The 15,489-nt window shown below is 39.6% G+C and carries 14 protein-coding genes; 1 reads left to right on the top strand and 13 read right to left on the bottom strand.

Annotated elements, in window-relative coordinates; translation table 11 throughout:
• Nucleotides 1-19: 19 nt before the first annotated feature.
• The 12 genes from G3567_RS09825 to xrtF form a co-directional block, all read right to left on the bottom strand.
• The gene (locus G3567_RS09825) at nt 20-520 is read right to left on the bottom strand and encodes a DUF4175 domain-containing protein (RefSeq protein WP_235923556.1); all 501 of its coding nucleotides are present in this window, start codon (nt 518-520) and stop codon (nt 20-22) included.
• 104 nt (nt 521-624) lie between these two features.
• Nucleotides 625-2,289: a multicopper oxidase family protein gene (locus tag G3567_RS09820; RefSeq protein WP_164005162.1), complete on the bottom strand. Its 1,665-nt coding sequence runs from the start codon at nt 2,287-2,289 to the stop codon at nt 625-627.
• An 80-nt stretch (nt 2,290-2,369) separates the two neighbouring features.
• Nucleotides 2,370-2,588 carry a hypothetical protein gene (locus G3567_RS09815; protein ID WP_164005161.1) on the bottom strand — a complete coding sequence of 73 codons (219 nt, stop codon included), beginning with the start codon at nt 2,586-2,588 and terminating at the stop codon, nt 2,370-2,372.
• A 54-nt stretch (nt 2,589-2,642) separates the two neighbouring features.
• Nucleotides 2,643-3,236, bottom strand: coding sequence for a hypothetical protein (locus G3567_RS09810; protein WP_143002799.1), 594 nt, complete (start codon nt 3,234-3,236; stop codon nt 2,643-2,645).
• Nucleotides 3,237-3,474: 238 nt separating this feature from the next.
• The gene (locus G3567_RS09805; RefSeq protein WP_164005160.1) at nt 3,475-3,891 is read right to left on the bottom strand and encodes a hypothetical protein; all 417 of its coding nucleotides are present in this window, start codon (nt 3,889-3,891) and stop codon (nt 3,475-3,477) included.
• 71 nt (nt 3,892-3,962) lie between these two features.
• Complete coding sequence (locus G3567_RS09800) at nt 3,963-4,475, bottom strand: DUF3347 domain-containing protein (protein ID WP_205521215.1); 513 nt, start codon at nt 4,473-4,475, stop codon at nt 3,963-3,965.
• Nucleotides 4,476-4,500: 25 nt separating this feature from the next.
• A complete protein-coding gene (locus G3567_RS09795) occupies nt 4,501-6,264 on the bottom strand; it encodes an efflux RND transporter periplasmic adaptor subunit (protein WP_164005159.1) in 1,764 nt (587 codons plus the stop codon).
• Complete coding sequence (locus G3567_RS09790) at nt 6,261-7,526, bottom strand: TolC family protein (RefSeq protein ID WP_164005158.1); 1,266 nt, start codon at nt 7,524-7,526, stop codon at nt 6,261-6,263. The genes G3567_RS09795 and G3567_RS09790 overlap by 4 nt, the downstream gene beginning before the upstream one ends.
• A gap of 18 nt (nt 7,527-7,544) precedes the next feature.
• Nucleotides 7,545-11,459: an efflux RND transporter permease subunit gene (locus tag G3567_RS09785; RefSeq protein WP_164005157.1), complete on the bottom strand. Its 3,915-nt coding sequence runs from the start codon at nt 11,457-11,459 to the stop codon at nt 7,545-7,547.
• A gap of 87 nt (nt 11,460-11,546) precedes the next feature.
• Nucleotides 11,547-11,936: an HYC_CC_PP family protein gene (locus G3567_RS09780; RefSeq protein ID WP_205521214.1), complete on the bottom strand. Its 390-nt coding sequence runs from the start codon at nt 11,934-11,936 to the stop codon at nt 11,547-11,549.
• Between the two features lie 38 nt (nt 11,937-11,974).
• Complete coding sequence (locus tag G3567_RS09775; RefSeq protein WP_164005155.1) at nt 11,975-12,412, bottom strand: exosortase F system-associated membrane protein; 438 nt, start codon at nt 12,410-12,412, stop codon at nt 11,975-11,977.
• Nucleotides 12,405-12,956: an exosortase family protein XrtF gene (gene xrtF, locus G3567_RS09770; RefSeq protein WP_164005154.1), complete on the bottom strand. Its 552-nt coding sequence runs from the start codon at nt 12,954-12,956 to the stop codon at nt 12,405-12,407. The genes G3567_RS09775 and xrtF overlap by 8 nt, the downstream gene beginning before the upstream one ends.
• A gap of 129 nt (nt 12,957-13,085) precedes the next feature.
• Here xrtF and G3567_RS09765 point away from each other — a divergent pair, with 129 nt between their 5' ends.
• Complete coding sequence (locus G3567_RS09765; protein ID WP_164005153.1) at nt 13,086-13,547, top strand: GAF domain-containing protein; 462 nt, start codon at nt 13,086-13,088, stop codon at nt 13,545-13,547.
• On the opposite strand, the gene G3567_RS09760 is transcribed toward G3567_RS09765, so the two are convergent.
• Complete coding sequence (locus G3567_RS09760) at nt 13,548-15,464, bottom strand: polysaccharide biosynthesis protein (RefSeq protein ID WP_164005152.1); 1,917 nt, start codon at nt 15,462-15,464, stop codon at nt 13,548-13,550.
• Between the last annotated feature and the right edge of the window lie 25 nt (nt 15,465-15,489).

The following is a 15,489-nucleotide window of genomic DNA, read 5'->3' as shown; positions in this document are numbered from 1 at the left end:
GTATTATTAAAAATTAAGTTTACTGCTTGTCATTTTCCTTTTCATCCATCATGCCTCCATTGTGCATGTTTTGCATCATTTCCTGCATCATTGCTTTTTTCATTTCTGGATTTTCCTGCATCGCCTCCATCAGTTTTTTTCTGCCCTCAGCGCTTTTCATCATTTTTTCAGTCATTTTGGACCGCATGTTTTCCATCATCTCCGGGTTGTTCTGCATCATGTTCTGCATGTTTTCTTTCATCTGCTCTTTCATCTCCGGATTATTTTTCATCATCTCCATTAGTTTTCCAGATTCCATCATTTCCATATGGCTTTGCATCATGATTTTCCGAGCGTCTTGATCTTGCTCAGCCATTTGAGTAAATTCTGTCATGTGTTCAGGATTTGAAATGATTTCCTGGTAAACAGCCTGTCTGTTGTTTTGAAGTTCCATGGTTTCAGCAGCATCAAAGCTGGATTTACAGCTTACAAACGCCCCCATTATTCCAATTATCATTAGTGTTCTCGAAATTGTTTTCATTGTTTTCATTGTTTTCATTGTTTAATGTATTTAGTTAAAAATTATTTTAGTGTTCCAAACATTGAGTAAAAGCTTTCCTTATAGAGCTGATTCTTACTCCTTTTTTACGTGATTTTAAAGTTTCTCATCATGCCCATATCTTCGTGTTCCAGATTGTGGCAGTGATAAACAAACAAGCCTTTGAAATCCTTAAACTCCATGATTACTCTGGCCTTCATCCCCGGCAATAACAAGACGGTGTCCTGCCAGCCATCATTTATAAAACCCTCTTTTACAGCCTCCCATAATTGGGAATCTACATCGCTCACATCTCTTTCCAAAATGTTGAACTGTACCTGATGAATATGAACGGGATGTGGCATCTGCATCATGTTACCCATCATGTCGCCACCACTCATCATACCCTCATCTCCGCCCATCATGCCGCCGTCACCCATCATGCCGCCGCCACTATCATTACCCATCATAGCAGAACTATTGATCAACTCCCAAACTTCTGTACTCCCTAGCTTTACGGTTTCTTCATCGACTACGCCTGTAGTTTGCCAGGTGCGCCCATTGATCGTCCAGTCCATGTGATCCATGGCGAAGCTAAACTGCCTTGGATTATTTAGATTTTCTGCCGTAGACGGATCGATATAATTCGATTTGACTAATTGCTGCGGTAAGCTATACTCATTACTGCCAGAACTAGTTGTCTTTACAGTAAACACTTCATATTCGCTTCCTTGAGGTAAGGAAGTCTCTCCACCCTCCATCATCATACCCCCGGACATGACTTCTAAAGGAAAGGACTCATTTTTCATAGTCAATCGAATGCCTTCAGGCTTGTCTGATAAATCCAGCCAAACATCTGCTCTTTTTGCAGGACCAAGCATAAGGTAGGGCAATTCTTTGGGGGCACTTAATAAACTTCCATCAATCCCTATGACAGTGATTGGACTTCCATCCTCCCAGGCCAACTTGTAAATTCTTGAATTGGAGCCATTCAGTAATCTGAGTCGGTAAGCACAACCTGATTTCAGATTCAGAACTTTTTCGGCATTCCCATTTATCAAAATCTTGTCGCCTAAAAAGCCGCGCATGCTATCCATTCTGCTTTGAATATAAACCAACTGATTATCTTCATCAAAAGAGCGATCCTGAATCACGACAGGCCTGTCAAACTCGCCTTTGGGTAAGTTGAGTTGCTGTTCTTCCTCATCGGTCACCAGTAAAAGCCCGGCAAGGCCATTATAAACCTGCGGTCCTGTGCGACCATGTGGGTGCGGGTGATACCAATAGGTCCCCGCACGATTCATGACTTCATACTCATAAATATAGGTTTCCCCACTATGGATGACATCCTGAGGGTGGCCATCATCCTCGGCCGGAACATGCATCCCATGCCAGTGAACAATAGTTTCTTCAGGGATATTATTCTGAAAACGAATACGTATTTTTTGACCTTTCCGCACCTTGATCGTCGGTCCGAGATAGCTGCCCTTCGAGGCCTGTAAAGCCTCCTTATCCCCTGTTATCAGGTCTCCTTCAAATACCCAGACTTTTGTTTTGGGGCCGGACAGGATAGGTATATCCCGCTCAACAGCACTTAATTCCAAATCTATATCAGGGATAAAATCTGGATCCATCACAGGTGATGCTGCTTTTGAGGACTGGCCATCACAGGAAGAAATGAATGGCCAAAGCATAAGCGTTGCCGCGCCATAGCCTGCGGTTTCAAGAAATGCTCTTCGGTTAAATGCCTTAGGTGGTTCTAGTTTTTTCATTGTTAAAACGTTTTGAAAGAGGTTAATTTTTTTGGGCAATTCTCAGTGGTTTATACTACTTCATAAGTATTAAATGATTTTTATTCTTTTATATCTTTAATCGTATCGGATGACTTACTGACACTCTTTGTTTCGTCATGAGTTCTTCCTTCCTGATGATTGTGATGCATAAAAACATCCTCTTCTATGAGGTCTTTTTGCTCTTGATGCTCTTTATCATTTTCCTTTTTTTTATCCGTACAGGAAATTGCAAAAAAAGTAACTACAAGCATGATTAAAATTTTTATCACATTTTTCATACAGTTTGTGTTTTGGTCCTTTAAGTTTTTTAAGTAAGAATTGCAGTTCTTTATTTAATAATTCATTAAAAAATAACTACCATCTTCACTCATAAACTCTTGGCTTAATAAAATTTTATTGTCATTTAGTTTTTCAGTAACCTGATAGCTTTCAGTTTTAATATTTAATCCCATCATATAAACTTTAATGGTTAAATGAGATTGAAGATCAAAACCACTAGCAGTCTTGTTTACCCTTCGATGGCTTAGTTTAATTTTATTTTTAGAGCCAAAAAAGCCAAGCATTCCTGATTCAACAGACATTTTCAAGCTAAGGTCCTTCAGTTTCTTTTCCTCTGCTTTAAATTGATAGAGGTTTTTAAAACCATAAGATGAAGCTTCTATAACATATTTAGCATCACCCCTTTGAGCAAATGGAAACACATTAAGAAGTACGTCAGATTTCTCTGGCTTACAGGTGTAATGAGTAAAATATTTTTCTTCTAGTTTTCCGTCTTCATCAAAAATTTTTACTTGCAGATTTACTGACAGTTTATCTCCGCTGCTTTTTAGTTCCCCTACATCAAAAAACTGCTTTGATTTCAATTCTTTTTCTTCATCAAAAACTTTACGTACAATTTTTTTGTCAGCAATTTGCTCTATGAGCATGTCTTGACAGTAAGTTACATGGCTTATTATGATGGATAATATAAAAACAAAGGTTTTAAGCATGGTACATTATTTCTGTTACCGTTCTATTAATAAATCACTTCCGTTTTCTAATTACTTTTATACAAATGCTAGTTTAAAGATCAACTCTGTCATAATGCTTATTTCTGAAAAAACACTTGTAACTTCTAGTTGTTAACCTGAACACTTGGATTATTTCTTCCCGTATTTTTTTATACTAAAGACGCTTGGTAAAAGCTTTATAATTTGATTCTGATTCGAAATAGGTCACAGAGCCTTGTGAATTGGACAACACAATAAAGGCCTCAGATTTATCTATTGGATTCCCGCTGTAAGGATCAATAGCGATTCTCGCTTCATCTATTGAGTTCAATTTATCGACGCACATGTCGCAACAGCCGTAGTAGGTTTTGCCACTTACCGGCACCGGGATTTGCTCAACACCCATATAGGCGTCATTGACCATACAAACCTTATCGTTTGGGACTTTATCCCCAATTGCTAAACTTTTAAGCGGGTCTGTGTGTTCCGTTAGCCTGGATGTGGTGGTTTTGTTCTCTTTCTCTGAAGTGGAGTTACAACTCACAAGAAAAAGCAGGAGTGTACATGCTGTTAATATAGTTTTCAGTGTCATGTTTTAAAAGGTATTAAGTTAAAAGGTATTGATAAAAATTTAAATTTATTAAGGTATTAACTAATGTTTAGTTATTTGATGGTTTCTTTTACCGTTCCACATTTCAGCATTTTATCGCCATAATAAGGATTGCGAATTTCCTGGCTGGTGGATAGCCATGAAGCTTTTGCCATAGGACAATACTCCAAATAAACCTCCCCTTTTGAAAGCTCTCCGGCTTTTACTAAAGAAAGCATTTCAAGACTTAATCCCTTAAAGGCTTCTCGCTGTTCTTCCAAACCAGTGGATGAACTAAATTTGGTCACTGCTGTTTTTGCTGTTTCACCGCCGTTTACATTCTCAAGTGATGCTTCTAACTTACCTGCCGCTTTTTTGGCTACTTCAGTTTTTGAAGCTACCAAGGCTTCTTTTAAATGAATGTAATGCTCAAAAGCTTCACCTAACTGCTGATCTTTAAACTCAAGGTCCATGTTTTGACTCATTTCTTTTTGCTCCCCATCATGAGCATGTTTATGTTGTGCAAAGGCTCCAAAACCGATAAAGATTAGGGTGAGGACTAAAGTTGTTTTTTTACTTTTCATCATTTTTATTTTTAAAATTTAAGGTTCATTATTTAATTACAGAGGTTACTTCACCACACTTCAACATGGACTCACCATAGTATGGATTCATAATTTCTTCTTTTGCGCTTAGCCAGTAGGCTCCGTTATTTGAATTTGCCATAGGACAGAATTGAACATACAGCTCTTCAGCTATGGGCTTGATAAGTTTTACAATGGGAATCATAGCTTCAGATACGTCTTGAAAAGTATTTCTAATTTTTTCATTATCATTTTGTTGCTGTATATGCTCAAGCGCCTTTTTTAATTCACGGCTGTGCTGCATCCAGCTATCATGAGCTTCATCAGTAAAAACAGACATATCCACCTCTGCTATACTTTTTTTAAGTTGGATCCCTGCAGATTCAGCATTTTTAAAATCATCTGTAGCCAGGGCATTTTTAAAAGCTAAATAATCCTTTAAAACCGGCTTTAGTTCTTCTTTAGCTTCTTCACTACTGTTTATAGTTTCACCTGACGGAGTGCTCTGCTTCACACTTGAGGTTTCTTCACTCTCTTTCATATCTCCGTGCTGATGACCTGTCATCGAGGCGCCTCCTTCAGGATTCATCATACTCGGTTTTCCCGCCAGTTGGGCTTCAGAATCTATGCTGAAAGCGCCATAGGTAACCACTTCGTCGCCTGGCTCCAAACCCGAAAGGATTTCGACAAAATCTGATGAGGTTTCACCGATCTCAACGGTCTTCATCTTAAAATAAACCCCATTTTCATTCTCCAGCTGCTGATACACCACAGATCGCTTGCCTGTCCAAAGCACAGCAGATTTTGGAGCCATCAAAGTTTCACTACCTTCTGACTTAGGTGCTGTTTTTATCACTTCTGCCGTGATAAAAACACCCGGCTTTAAGTCCAGATTTCGATTATTAATGACGACTCGTGCCTTTGCAGACCGAGTCTCGTCATCCAAAACAGGTGTAATAAAAGTGACTTCTCCTGAAACTTTTTTATAGTTTGGTGTCTCTAATTTTAATTTGTCGCCTACATTTATTTTGTTGAGATCGTTTTCATAAACATCTAGGATTGCCCAAAGACTGGACAAATCTGCAATGCTCATTAAGCTTTGGCCGGCTTTCAAATTATCACCCTGGGTGACTTTCAAGTTTGTAATTATCCCTGTTTTCGGAGAGCGCAGATTCAATCTTCCGTTTTTCAGTGACTCAACATCATCGACAGACAATTCGTAATTTTGAATTTTTTGGAGGATGCTATTCAGCAAAAGCTCGTTTCCCTGGCGTCTGGCCAGTTCCAGTTCTTCTTTTAAAACCTGAATTTCAGGCGCATAAACTTCTGCCACTACTTCTCCTTTGCTTACCTGTTCTCCTTCTTCGTTTACAAAAAGCCGTTCAATTCTGGCTTTGAAATTCGTGGATATGGAAAAGGTGTTATCTGCATTGACTTGTAACTGACCCGATAAATTCAGGTTGGATTCATAGTTTTGAGTTCCAAGTCTGGTGGTTGCTACTTGAGCCAGTTTTCGAGCAGTTTTACTCATTTTGATAGCATCCGGATCAATGCTTTCTTCCATTTTACTTGCAGGAATTAAATCCATTCCACAAATGGGACAGTCGCCCGGCTCGTCCTGACGGATCTGAGGATGCATCGAACAAGTCCAGACTGCTTCGCCTGCCTGCTCCTGAGAATGATTATGGGCATCCTCTTTTTTAGGTTCAGGTGAAAACAAAGTAATCCCTAAAAAAATGCCGATGATAAATATGACAATAAAGCCTAAATAATATTTGTATTGCGTTTTCATAATGCTGAATTTGAAGTGAGGTAACCTAAGGTTTCATTTGTTTTTTGAAGATTTGCTAAAGCCTGAGCCTGCTGTTTCAGGTAGAGTAATCGCTCCTGATACAAGCGTAAAACTTCCTCGATTTCCATGGAGGCATTGGCTAAAGCAACTTCTGAAAGCTGTAAAATATCTTTTAACCTCAGGAGTTGTTTTTCATATAAATCAAGACGATCAAAAAGTTCATCCTGCTTGTACTTTGCCACTTGAATTTCGGTTCTTAAAAGCGTTTTTTCATTTTCCAGCTGAAATTGTATCGCCTCGCCCTGAAGGGAAACCGCTTTTTTTCTGGATTTATTTTTCTTTCCAAAAATGGGTAAACTCACCGATAGCATAGGCATTATCGCATCCTGACCAGCGTCTGCATTCATCACGTTTTGATTTTGAATAATCGCATAATCCAAGCCTAAACCAAACTGCGGCATGGCCTGTTTTTGAGCCAACTCACTTTCTGCTGCATTGGAGTCCTGCAAACTGCGAATGCGTTCCAGACGAGGATGCGCTTTCGAAAGCGTATCGCTCTCTATGAATTGGATTTGTTCCAGAATCTGCTTTGGATTTGAAATTAAGACCTCTGCCTCCAACTGCCTGTTCATCATCTGATTAAGCTGAGTCACTAAAGCTTGATCTTGATCTTTCAGGACCTGAAGGACATTCAACTGCTTATCCATATCCAGCTCAACTCTTAAAATATCCACCAAATCTGCTTTGTTATTTTCGTAGTTAGATTCTACGATAGATTTCAGGTCTTCTAAAATTTCGAGCTGTTCTTCTTCGAGTTCAGCAATATATCTTAAAGCCGAGAGCTCATAATACTGTTGTGCCACCTTGAGGTACAATTTCAGTTTTTGATCCTGAAATTTCTCAAATTCGGCTTCGCCTTTGTAAGCTGCCATATCACCTTTTACTTTAAAGGTTCCAAACCAGGGTAGCATTTGAGTCAGGGAAAATCTCGCGATTTGTGGACCCACCCGAGTTTCTATGGGACTGATGAAATAACCAAAACTCAGGTTGGGATCCTGCCAGGATTTGGCTAGTGTTATGCCTTCAATCTGAGCTTCAAAGCGCTTATACTGGGCTTTTAGTTCCAGATTATTTTCTGCCGCAGTGGTTTTTAAAACCTCAAGGCTTTGGGCGTTCAGCTTAAAACCAAGGCAGAACAGCAGTCCAATTAGAACAAGCTTCAGGGAGCTGCCGGGTGATTTTATGGGATAGGTATTAAACATAGTTTTCGTTTATTAAATTTATTCGAGATCAATTTCAGAAGTCGTTTTTAACTGTCTGCTGTAAATGATATAAAACAAAACAGGCAGTAAGAAATAGGTCAAACTCGCCATCAACATGCCGCCAAAAGCAGGAATCGCCATAGGCACCATAATATCCGAACCTTTACCCGTTGACGATAAAACCGGTAAAAGAGCGATGACAGTGGTTACTGAAGTCATCACCGCCGGACGAATTCGTTTGAGTCCCCCTTCCATAACAGCTTCACGAAGTTCTGCCTTGGATTTGGTAGGATTTCTCTTGAAGGACTGTTTCAGGTAAGTCGCCATCAGCACGGCATCATCGGTCGCAATTCCAAATAAGGCGATGAATCCAACCCACACCGCTACACTTAAATTGATGGTTTTGAGCTGAAAAATATCCCGAAGATTTTGTCCAAACCAGCTAATGTTTAAAAACCAGTCTTGTCCGTAAAGCCAAATCATGATAAATCCACCACTAAAGGCTAAAGCGATGGAGGAAAAAACCATCATACTGATGCGAACCGACTTGAACTGGAAGTACAAAATCAAAAAAATCACCACAAAAACCACGGGGATAATCATGGATAATCGCTTTTCCGAACGTATTTGGTTTTCAAAACTTCCTGCAAACCTGTAGCTCACCCCACTTGGCACCTTCAGGTTTCCGGTGTTGATTTCTTTAGTAATAGCGGCTCTGGCAGCTTCCACCGCAGTAACTTCAGCAATACCGTCGGCACGATCGAAAAGCACATATGAATTCAAAAAGGTGTTCTCTCTTTTGATCATTTGCGGACCGCGTTCATATTCTATTTCTACAAGTTCACTCAGCGGAATCTGAGTTCCTGAGGAGGTCGAGATCAGCATATTTTCTAACCTTTCCGGCGTATTTCTCATTTCACGCGGATAACGAACTCTTACCCCGTAACGCTCTCTGCCTTCCACGGTTTGGGTGAGGTATTCGCCCCCTATGGCTACAGATATGTACTCCTGAACCTCGTTGACTGTCATTCCGTAGCGGGCAAGGTTTTTCCGATTTAAATTCAGGTGCAGGTAGGGTTTGGCAACCACCCGATCGGCAAAGACCGCCTGTGTTTTGAGTTTATCTACTTGCTTCAAAATTCCTTCAAGTTCTTTCCCGAAATCTTCTATCGTCTGCAAGTCAGGACCTGAGACCTTAATGCCCATCGGTGCACGCATACCCGTCTGCAACATGATTTGGCGCGTTTCTATAGGCTGTAACTTTGGTGCAGAAGTAATGCCGGGAATCCTGGTGACCTCAGAGATTTCAGACCAGATATCATCTGGCGACTTGATGTGTTGTCGCCAATTTCTGAAGTAGTTTCCGTCTTCGTCTTGTATTAAAAAAGGTTTGAAATCATTTTCAATTTCATACAGCAGTTCAGACTGAATTTGTTCTGAAAATGCTTTTCCTGATTCATTTTGAAACACAAATTCAGAATTATCAAACCACAGTACATCTTCTGAATTTTTAGAGATATCAACCTCGCCGTTTTGAATTCTCACCCCTTCTACTCTAAAACGTCCGTCATTATCCACACGGTAAGCCTGGAGTTCGCCCTGGGCATTTTGAATGAATTCTGTCTTATAAGTGATTAAATTTTCGAACATGGAAATGGGTGCAGGATCAATTGCAGATTCTACCCGTCCAAGCTTTCCTACCACGGTTTCAACCTCAGGAATCTGTTTGACCAGAATGTCCATTTGCTGAAGTTTTTCTTTATTGAATTCGATTCCGGAATGTGCCATGCTGGTAGGCATCAATATAAAACTCCCTTCATCCAGACTGGGCATAAACTCTTCGCCAATGCCAGGGAATGTTTTATCCATGGCTTTCCAGACTCCCGTGTCTTCAATGAAAAGACCTACAGCATTGGCAGCTTGTTTAGACCACTGAAAGGTCGTTGAAAACCCCAGCCAAATCATAACTCCTATACCTATAGCCAACACGGGAAGTACTAAAAATATCCTGACATGCTTTAGAAATAAAGTCAGGATCTGAGCATAATACTTTTGCAGTAAGAGGTAAAATCCCAGTAAAACACCGACCAGGATACCAACAAAAAATACATTAGAAATCATCGATTGCTGTGGTCCTAAAGGCAGCCAAAGCCATGAAAGCAAAACCAAAACCCCGGTCACCAATACATAAAAGTGCAGGTTTTTTACCCGATATGCTTTGAAGTAGGTCTGATAGGACATAAAATAGCTGACAGCATATAGTATAATAAACAGCCCTAACCAAAATTCATAAAAAATAGTCCAAACCCCTACCAGACCAAGAAAAGCGTTTAAGTAATACGCTGTTTTGGTCTTGTTGATTTTGATTTTAAACACCATGTACATCAGGCTTGGCAAAATCAAGACTGTGACCAAAAACGCGGAGATCAGGGCAAAGGTCTTGGTGTAGGCCAAGGGGATAAAGAGTTTTCCTTCGGCAGCTTCCAGGGCGAATACGGGTACAAAACTGATCACCGTCGTCAGGACCGCCGTTAAAATGGCAGAACTCACTTCAGAGGAACCCTTGTAAATGTTACTGACCAGCGATTTCTGCGGTGATTCTTCGAGCTTTTTCAGGACATTTTCAGAAAGGATAATAGCCAGATCTATCATGGTTCCAATAGCAATAGCGATTCCGGATAAAGCCACAATATTGGCCTGCACATGAAAGAATTTCATCCCGATAAAGACCAGCAGCACCGAAATGGGTAAGACTGCAGATATGACCAGGGATGCTCTTAAATTGAAAACGATGATAATCACTACCAAAATGGCGATGATTAACTGTAAACTAATGGCTTCTTCCAAGGTGCCAATGGTTTCATTGATCAGTTCTGAACGATCGTAGAACGGAACGATTTCCAGCTGGCTTTCCGTTCCGTCTGCCAGTATTTTGCTGGGTAATCCCGGGGAAATTTCTTCAATTTTTTCCTTGACATTGATGATGGCCTGCATAGGATTAAAACCATCTCGCGCAATTACCACTCCACCAACAACATCTGCTCCGGCACGATCAAGAATACCTCGCCTCTGGCTCGGACCTATTTTTATTTTTGCGACATCTTTGAGGTAAATAGGAACATTTTGACGCTCATCCACCACAATGCTTTCGAAATCCGCAAGATTTTCAATATAGCCCAGACCTCTTACGATGTATTCCACCTGATTGATTTCCAGTGTTTTGGCACCTACATCCCGATTGCTTTCCTTTACCGCTTTAGCGACCTGCATCAACGGGATATCATAAGATTTCAAAGCCTCGGGATTCACATCAATCTGGTATTCTTTAACAAAACCTCCGATGGAAGCCACTTCAGAAATTCCTTTGGCACTGCTTAACCCATATTTGACGTAAAAATCCTGTACGCTTCTTATTTCATCCAAATTCCAGCCTCCGGAAGGCTCGTTGTTTTTATCTCTGGGTTCGAGGGTATACCAGAACACCTGACCAAGGGCAGTAGCATCTGGCCCCAGTGTTGGCTTGGCCTCAGCAGGCAGGAGTCCTTTGGGGATGGAGCTGAGCTTTTCGAGGATACGAGAACGTGACCAGTAGAATTCGACGCCATCTTCAAAAATGACATAGATACTGGAAAATCCAAACATAGAAGAACTTCTCACCGTTTCTACGCCAGGCAAGCCCAGCAGGTAAGTGGTAAGCGGATAGGTGATTTGATCATCTATATCCTGTGGAGAACGGCCTGGCCATTCTGTAAAAATAATTTGTTGATTGGCGCCCGTATTGGGGATAGCGTCTACAGGAATCGAGTTTTTAGGCAAAAAAGAATCGGCCCACTGAAACGGAGAAACCATTAACCCCCCTATCACTATAGTAGCCAAGAGAATGAATGCTACCAGACGCTGATTTAGGAAAAACTTAATAATGTTATTTAACATAAGTACTTGATATTAAAACATATACACGGTGTTTGAATTTCATCTGAATTGAATTCAGATGAAATCTAAGCGATAAGTTTTAAATAATCAAATAAGGAAGACCTGATGCAGGACTTGAAAATCTAAGGAATATTGGGGAGAAGTATAAACCGGGAAATCCTTAATTGAAGTCGTATAAGTTTCAGGACTTAAAAAATGGATAAAACTGAAGGCTACAAGCTCAAGGGGAATATTCAGATCAAATTCAGCTTTAGACAATTGAAGCTCATCCTGCCCTTTTATCAGTTCAAATTCGTCATCACAGCACTCAGATTTTTCTTCTGAAGGCATTTGCTGATGCATATCACAGGTTTCGGCCTGAGCTAAAATAGCTTTATCTACCAGTATATTACCGCAATAATGAGCCCCAACCGTGAAAGACAAGGTTGAAAATAACACAAGAAGTGCTAAGGTGATGGACACTATTTTGGAAATCATTGCATTCACTTTACAAAAGTAGACAATTTTATTTAGAATTATTTTTCTTTAACACTACGCTTTTGATAGTAAAATGCTGGTAATAAAATCAATAGGAATATAGGCTGAATCAAAAAGCGTCTAATGTAAAAAATGAGGAAGTAATTTTCAGCCTTCATATCTGTAATAAAAAACCAAAATAAAGAGATTAAAATCACATACGCAAACCCGTAAAAAGCCAGAGAAAATGAAAAGGTTTTCCTGGCGGGAAAGGCTATCCAGATGATTCCCAGAGAGAGAATTGTATTCAGGAGAAATCTCCAGCTCGTTGAAGCAATGATTTGAAGCGTATCAATTTCCGGAACTTCTGCACTTCTATATGCTGAACGGAAGAACTCAAGAAAGGGGTCTGAGAAAAGTTCGTGTTCAAAATAACGAATCAGTGCTAAGCCAATCACCAAAAGCGCTAATAAACCCCATTTCAAAAACTTATGCATGGCCTTGGCTTTCTTTTATGTTATAATTTTTAATCCAAATGATCCATAACAGGAAGACAAATCCATAAATAAAAAGAGGAAAAAGGGTTCCGTGCATGAGTTCTTTATAGTCTGGAATTTCATAAATTCCGATAGTGAGTAAAGCTATACGCAGAATATTAAACGCATAAATCAGCACACTCCCTGCAAAAATAAATAGCAGGGTCGATTTCCAGTCTTTTTTGAAAGCTAAAATAAACGACAGAAACAGGATAATCACGCTCACCGCATTACAGCCTTCCACAACTCTTACCAGGTATTTCCCATTAAGGCCCAGAAGCATTGAGGGATCTCCGATGCTTGGTATCATCTTGGTTTCATAACCAAACAACTGGATTAAACGTTCAGAATGCAGGGCGACGATATGTGTAACAGGTTCTGGATAATAGGCTTCTGAAGCGGCGTTGTTTAAATAAAACTGATAGACTAAGGTCAGCAAGATATACGTCCCGAAGAAAATTCCGAGAAACCGAATTACAGCTTTATTTTTTTTAAGAATTTCCAAAGTCTAAGGTCTTAAATTGCTTGAGGACTGAAAAGGAATGATTTCATTCCAAAATATTTAACAAATTTATAGAAAACAAGCAGTTTAAAATGCTTTGAGAATAAATACTTTTGCCTCAAATGTAACATCATGAACTTAGAGGATTTAAAACCACGCGTAAAAAACATACTTTCTCAGAAAAATTTAGACATAAATCACAGATTGACCGAAGTTTGCGATTTGCTGCAGACCCAGGTGGACACCTACGATTGGGTCGGATTTTATTTTAAAAACGGTGACAAAAGAGAGCTTATACTGAAAGCATTTGCCGGAGAGCCCACAGATCACAACATTATTCCTTTTGGAAAAGGCATTTGCGGACAAGTTGCAGAGTCCAATCAAAATTTTGTGGTCGATGATGTTTCTGCACAAGATAACTACATCGCCTGCAATATACACGTAAAATCTGAGGTGGTTATTCCCCTATTTGTTAATGGCGAAAACATAGGGCAGATTGATATTGATTCCAATACCATAAAAGCATTTTCAAAAGAAGACGAGGATTTTTTAACCTGGGTAAATGCTCAGGTTAGCAAACAGCTTGAAGACTGATCAAAATGCATTTTTTTGCCGCTCCAGTTCAGTGAGCGGAATAAATTCGGGCACTAATCTTTTCAAGACCTCTATAGATTTTAATACGTTGTTGTTTAAAATCTGGGTTTGAAAATTTTCGAGTAGAATCATTTTTTCACTGTCGAAATCATAGCTGGCTTTCGCGATCAAAATCTTTTCATGATGGGTAGGGAGGGTGTTTTCCTCGTCAGCCAGGAGTTCTTCATAGAGCTTTTCACCAGGTCTTAAGCCGGTATAAACAATATCAATATCCTCATAAGGGACAAAACCAGATAAACGAATCATCTGTATCGCCAAATCTACAATTTTGACTGGTTTACCCATATCAAATACATAAATCTCACCACCATTACCCATGGCACCGGCTTCCAAAACAAGCTGACAGGCTTCGTCTATGGTCATGAAATATCGGGTAATATCTGGATGGGTTACCGTCACGGGGCCAAGATTTTCAATCTGCTTTTTGAAATAAGGAATCACGGAACCGTTGGAACCCAAAACATTTCCAAATCTGGTTGTAATAAACCTGGTATCTCTGGATTGTTTTCTTGCAACAGATTGTATGTATATTTCCGCACTGCGCTTGGAAGCCCCCATAATATTAGTTGGATTCACAGCCTTATCGGTAGAAATAAAAACAAATCTTGAAACCTGATAAAGCACAGCCAAATCCGTTAGGTTCTTGGTTCCCAGAAAGTTGACATCTAAAGCTTCCACAGGATTCGCTTCCATCATGGGAACGTGTTTATAAGCCGCACCATGGAAAATTATATCTGGCTGGAATTCGTCAAATATCGATTCCAGGCGCTTATAGCAACGAACATTGGCTATAATTGTTTCAAAATTTAAGTTTGGATGATTAGCTTCTAGTTCCAGACACATATCATGCAACGGCGTTTCTGCCTGATCCAGTAAGAGTATTTTTTTAGGCTCAAAACGAATCAGTTGCCTGACCACTTCACTTCCGATAGATCCTGCAGCACCAGTGACTAAAACAGTTTTGTCTTTGTAAATGGACCTCAGTTTTTCCTTCTGAAGCTTTATAGGCGTTCTTTGAAGCAGGTCTTCTAAATTCACCTTTTTGATTTCAGAAGAAATAGATTCTCCGTTCCAGTCCTGAAGCTCGGGTAGTTTATAAATTTTAAGATTAAGTTCCAAAAGCTTATTCAAAATGTCAGCGCCTGCAGTAGCCAGTTCTCTTAGTTTTTGACTGGAAACGATGACCGAAGTTCCAACTCTTATTTTTTTATTCTCTAATTCTTCAAGAGTCAAAATAGGCAGAGTAAGGATTCGGGTTTTCTTTAATTTATTGATTTCACTTATAAAGCCTACAATATCAAAACTCGTTTTGGAATCTGAGATAATGCTTTCTGCCAGCGCCACATCAGTGAGACTAGTCCCCAAAATATAAGCTTTGGTGTATGACGAATCAGCATGGATGAGCTGATAAACTCTTTTGACAACTACACGAAAAAAATACAGCAGGGAAAAAGCGATAAAACCATAGATAATAGCTCCGCCATTCACCAAGATTTTTTCTCCGTAAACCCTGAATATCAATTCATTTATCAGAATTAACGCAGCCACAGTAGCTATCGTGGTCTGTAATTGCTTGATGGAGTCTTTAAATCCGGTATATCTAACTATCCCTGCATAGGATTTGAAGAGGACAAAGAACACCATCTGGATAATAATAAGACAGAAAAATTCCCAGTCGAGATGGATAAATTTTAGATTGCCATCCCCTACCGTTGAAATCAGAAAAAATGTTAACTGAGCTGCAAAGATGGAAATACATACATCTATCATAAAAATAACGCCCCTAGGCACGTAATTACGCGCTAGTCGCTTGAAATTTTTAAAACAGAAATGTTTTAAGTTAAGGATGAGATTCATTTCAACTGGTTAAGATTCAAATGGA

The organism is Psychroflexus aurantiacus (assembly GCF_010820555.1).
GTDB lineage: Bacteria > Bacteroidota > Bacteroidia > Flavobacteriales > Flavobacteriaceae > Psychroflexus > Psychroflexus aurantiacus.
The sequence above is the reverse complement of the archived record's forward strand: the minus strand, read 5'-3'. Positions and strand labels throughout refer to the sequence as shown.

Bases quoted from the DNA above. Each gene is read 5' to 3' on its own strand.
- G3567_RS09785 (WP_164005157.1), bottom strand. From the start codon at position 11,459: ATGTTAAATAACATTATTAAGTTTTTCCTAAATCAGCGTCTGGTAGCA.
- G3567_RS09825 (WP_235923556.1), bottom strand. From the start codon at position 520: ATGAAAACAATTTCGAGAACACTAATGATAATTGGAATAATGGGGGCG.
- G3567_RS09820 (WP_164005162.1), bottom strand. From the start codon at position 2,289: ATGAAAAAACTAGAACCACCTAAGGCATTTAACCGAAGAGCATTTCTT.
- G3567_RS09810 (WP_143002799.1), bottom strand. From the start codon at position 3,236: ATGCTCATAGAGCAAATTGCTGACAAAAAAATTGTACGTAAAGTTTTT.
- G3567_RS09795 (WP_164005159.1), bottom strand. From the start codon at position 6,264: ATGAAAACGCAATACAAATATTATTTAGGCTTTATTGTCATATTTATC.
- G3567_RS09760 (WP_164005152.1), bottom strand. From the start codon at position 15,464: ATGAATCTCATCCTTAACTTAAAACATTTCTGTTTTAAAAATTTCAAG.
- G3567_RS09765 (WP_164005153.1), top strand. From the start codon at position 13,086: ATGAACTTAGAGGATTTAAAACCACGCGTAAAAAACATACTTTCTCAG.
- G3567_RS09805 (WP_164005160.1), bottom strand. From the start codon at position 3,891: ATGACACTGAAAACTATATTAACAGCATGTACACTCCTGCTTTTTCTT.
- G3567_RS09775 (WP_164005155.1), bottom strand. From the start codon at position 12,412: ATGCATAAGTTTTTGAAATGGGGTTTATTAGCGCTTTTGGTGATTGGC.
- G3567_RS09790 (WP_164005158.1), bottom strand. From the start codon at position 7,526: ATGTTTAATACCTATCCCATAAAATCACCCGGCAGCTCCCTGAAGCTT.
- G3567_RS09800 (WP_205521215.1), bottom strand. From the start codon at position 4,475: ATGATGAAAAGTAAAAAAACAACTTTAGTCCTCACCCTAATCTTTATC.
- G3567_RS09780 (WP_205521214.1), bottom strand. From the start codon at position 11,936: ATGATTTCCAAAATAGTGTCCATCACCTTAGCACTTCTTGTGTTATTT.
- G3567_RS09815 (WP_164005161.1), bottom strand. From the start codon at position 2,588: ATGAAAAATGTGATAAAAATTTTAATCATGCTTGTAGTTACTTTTTTT.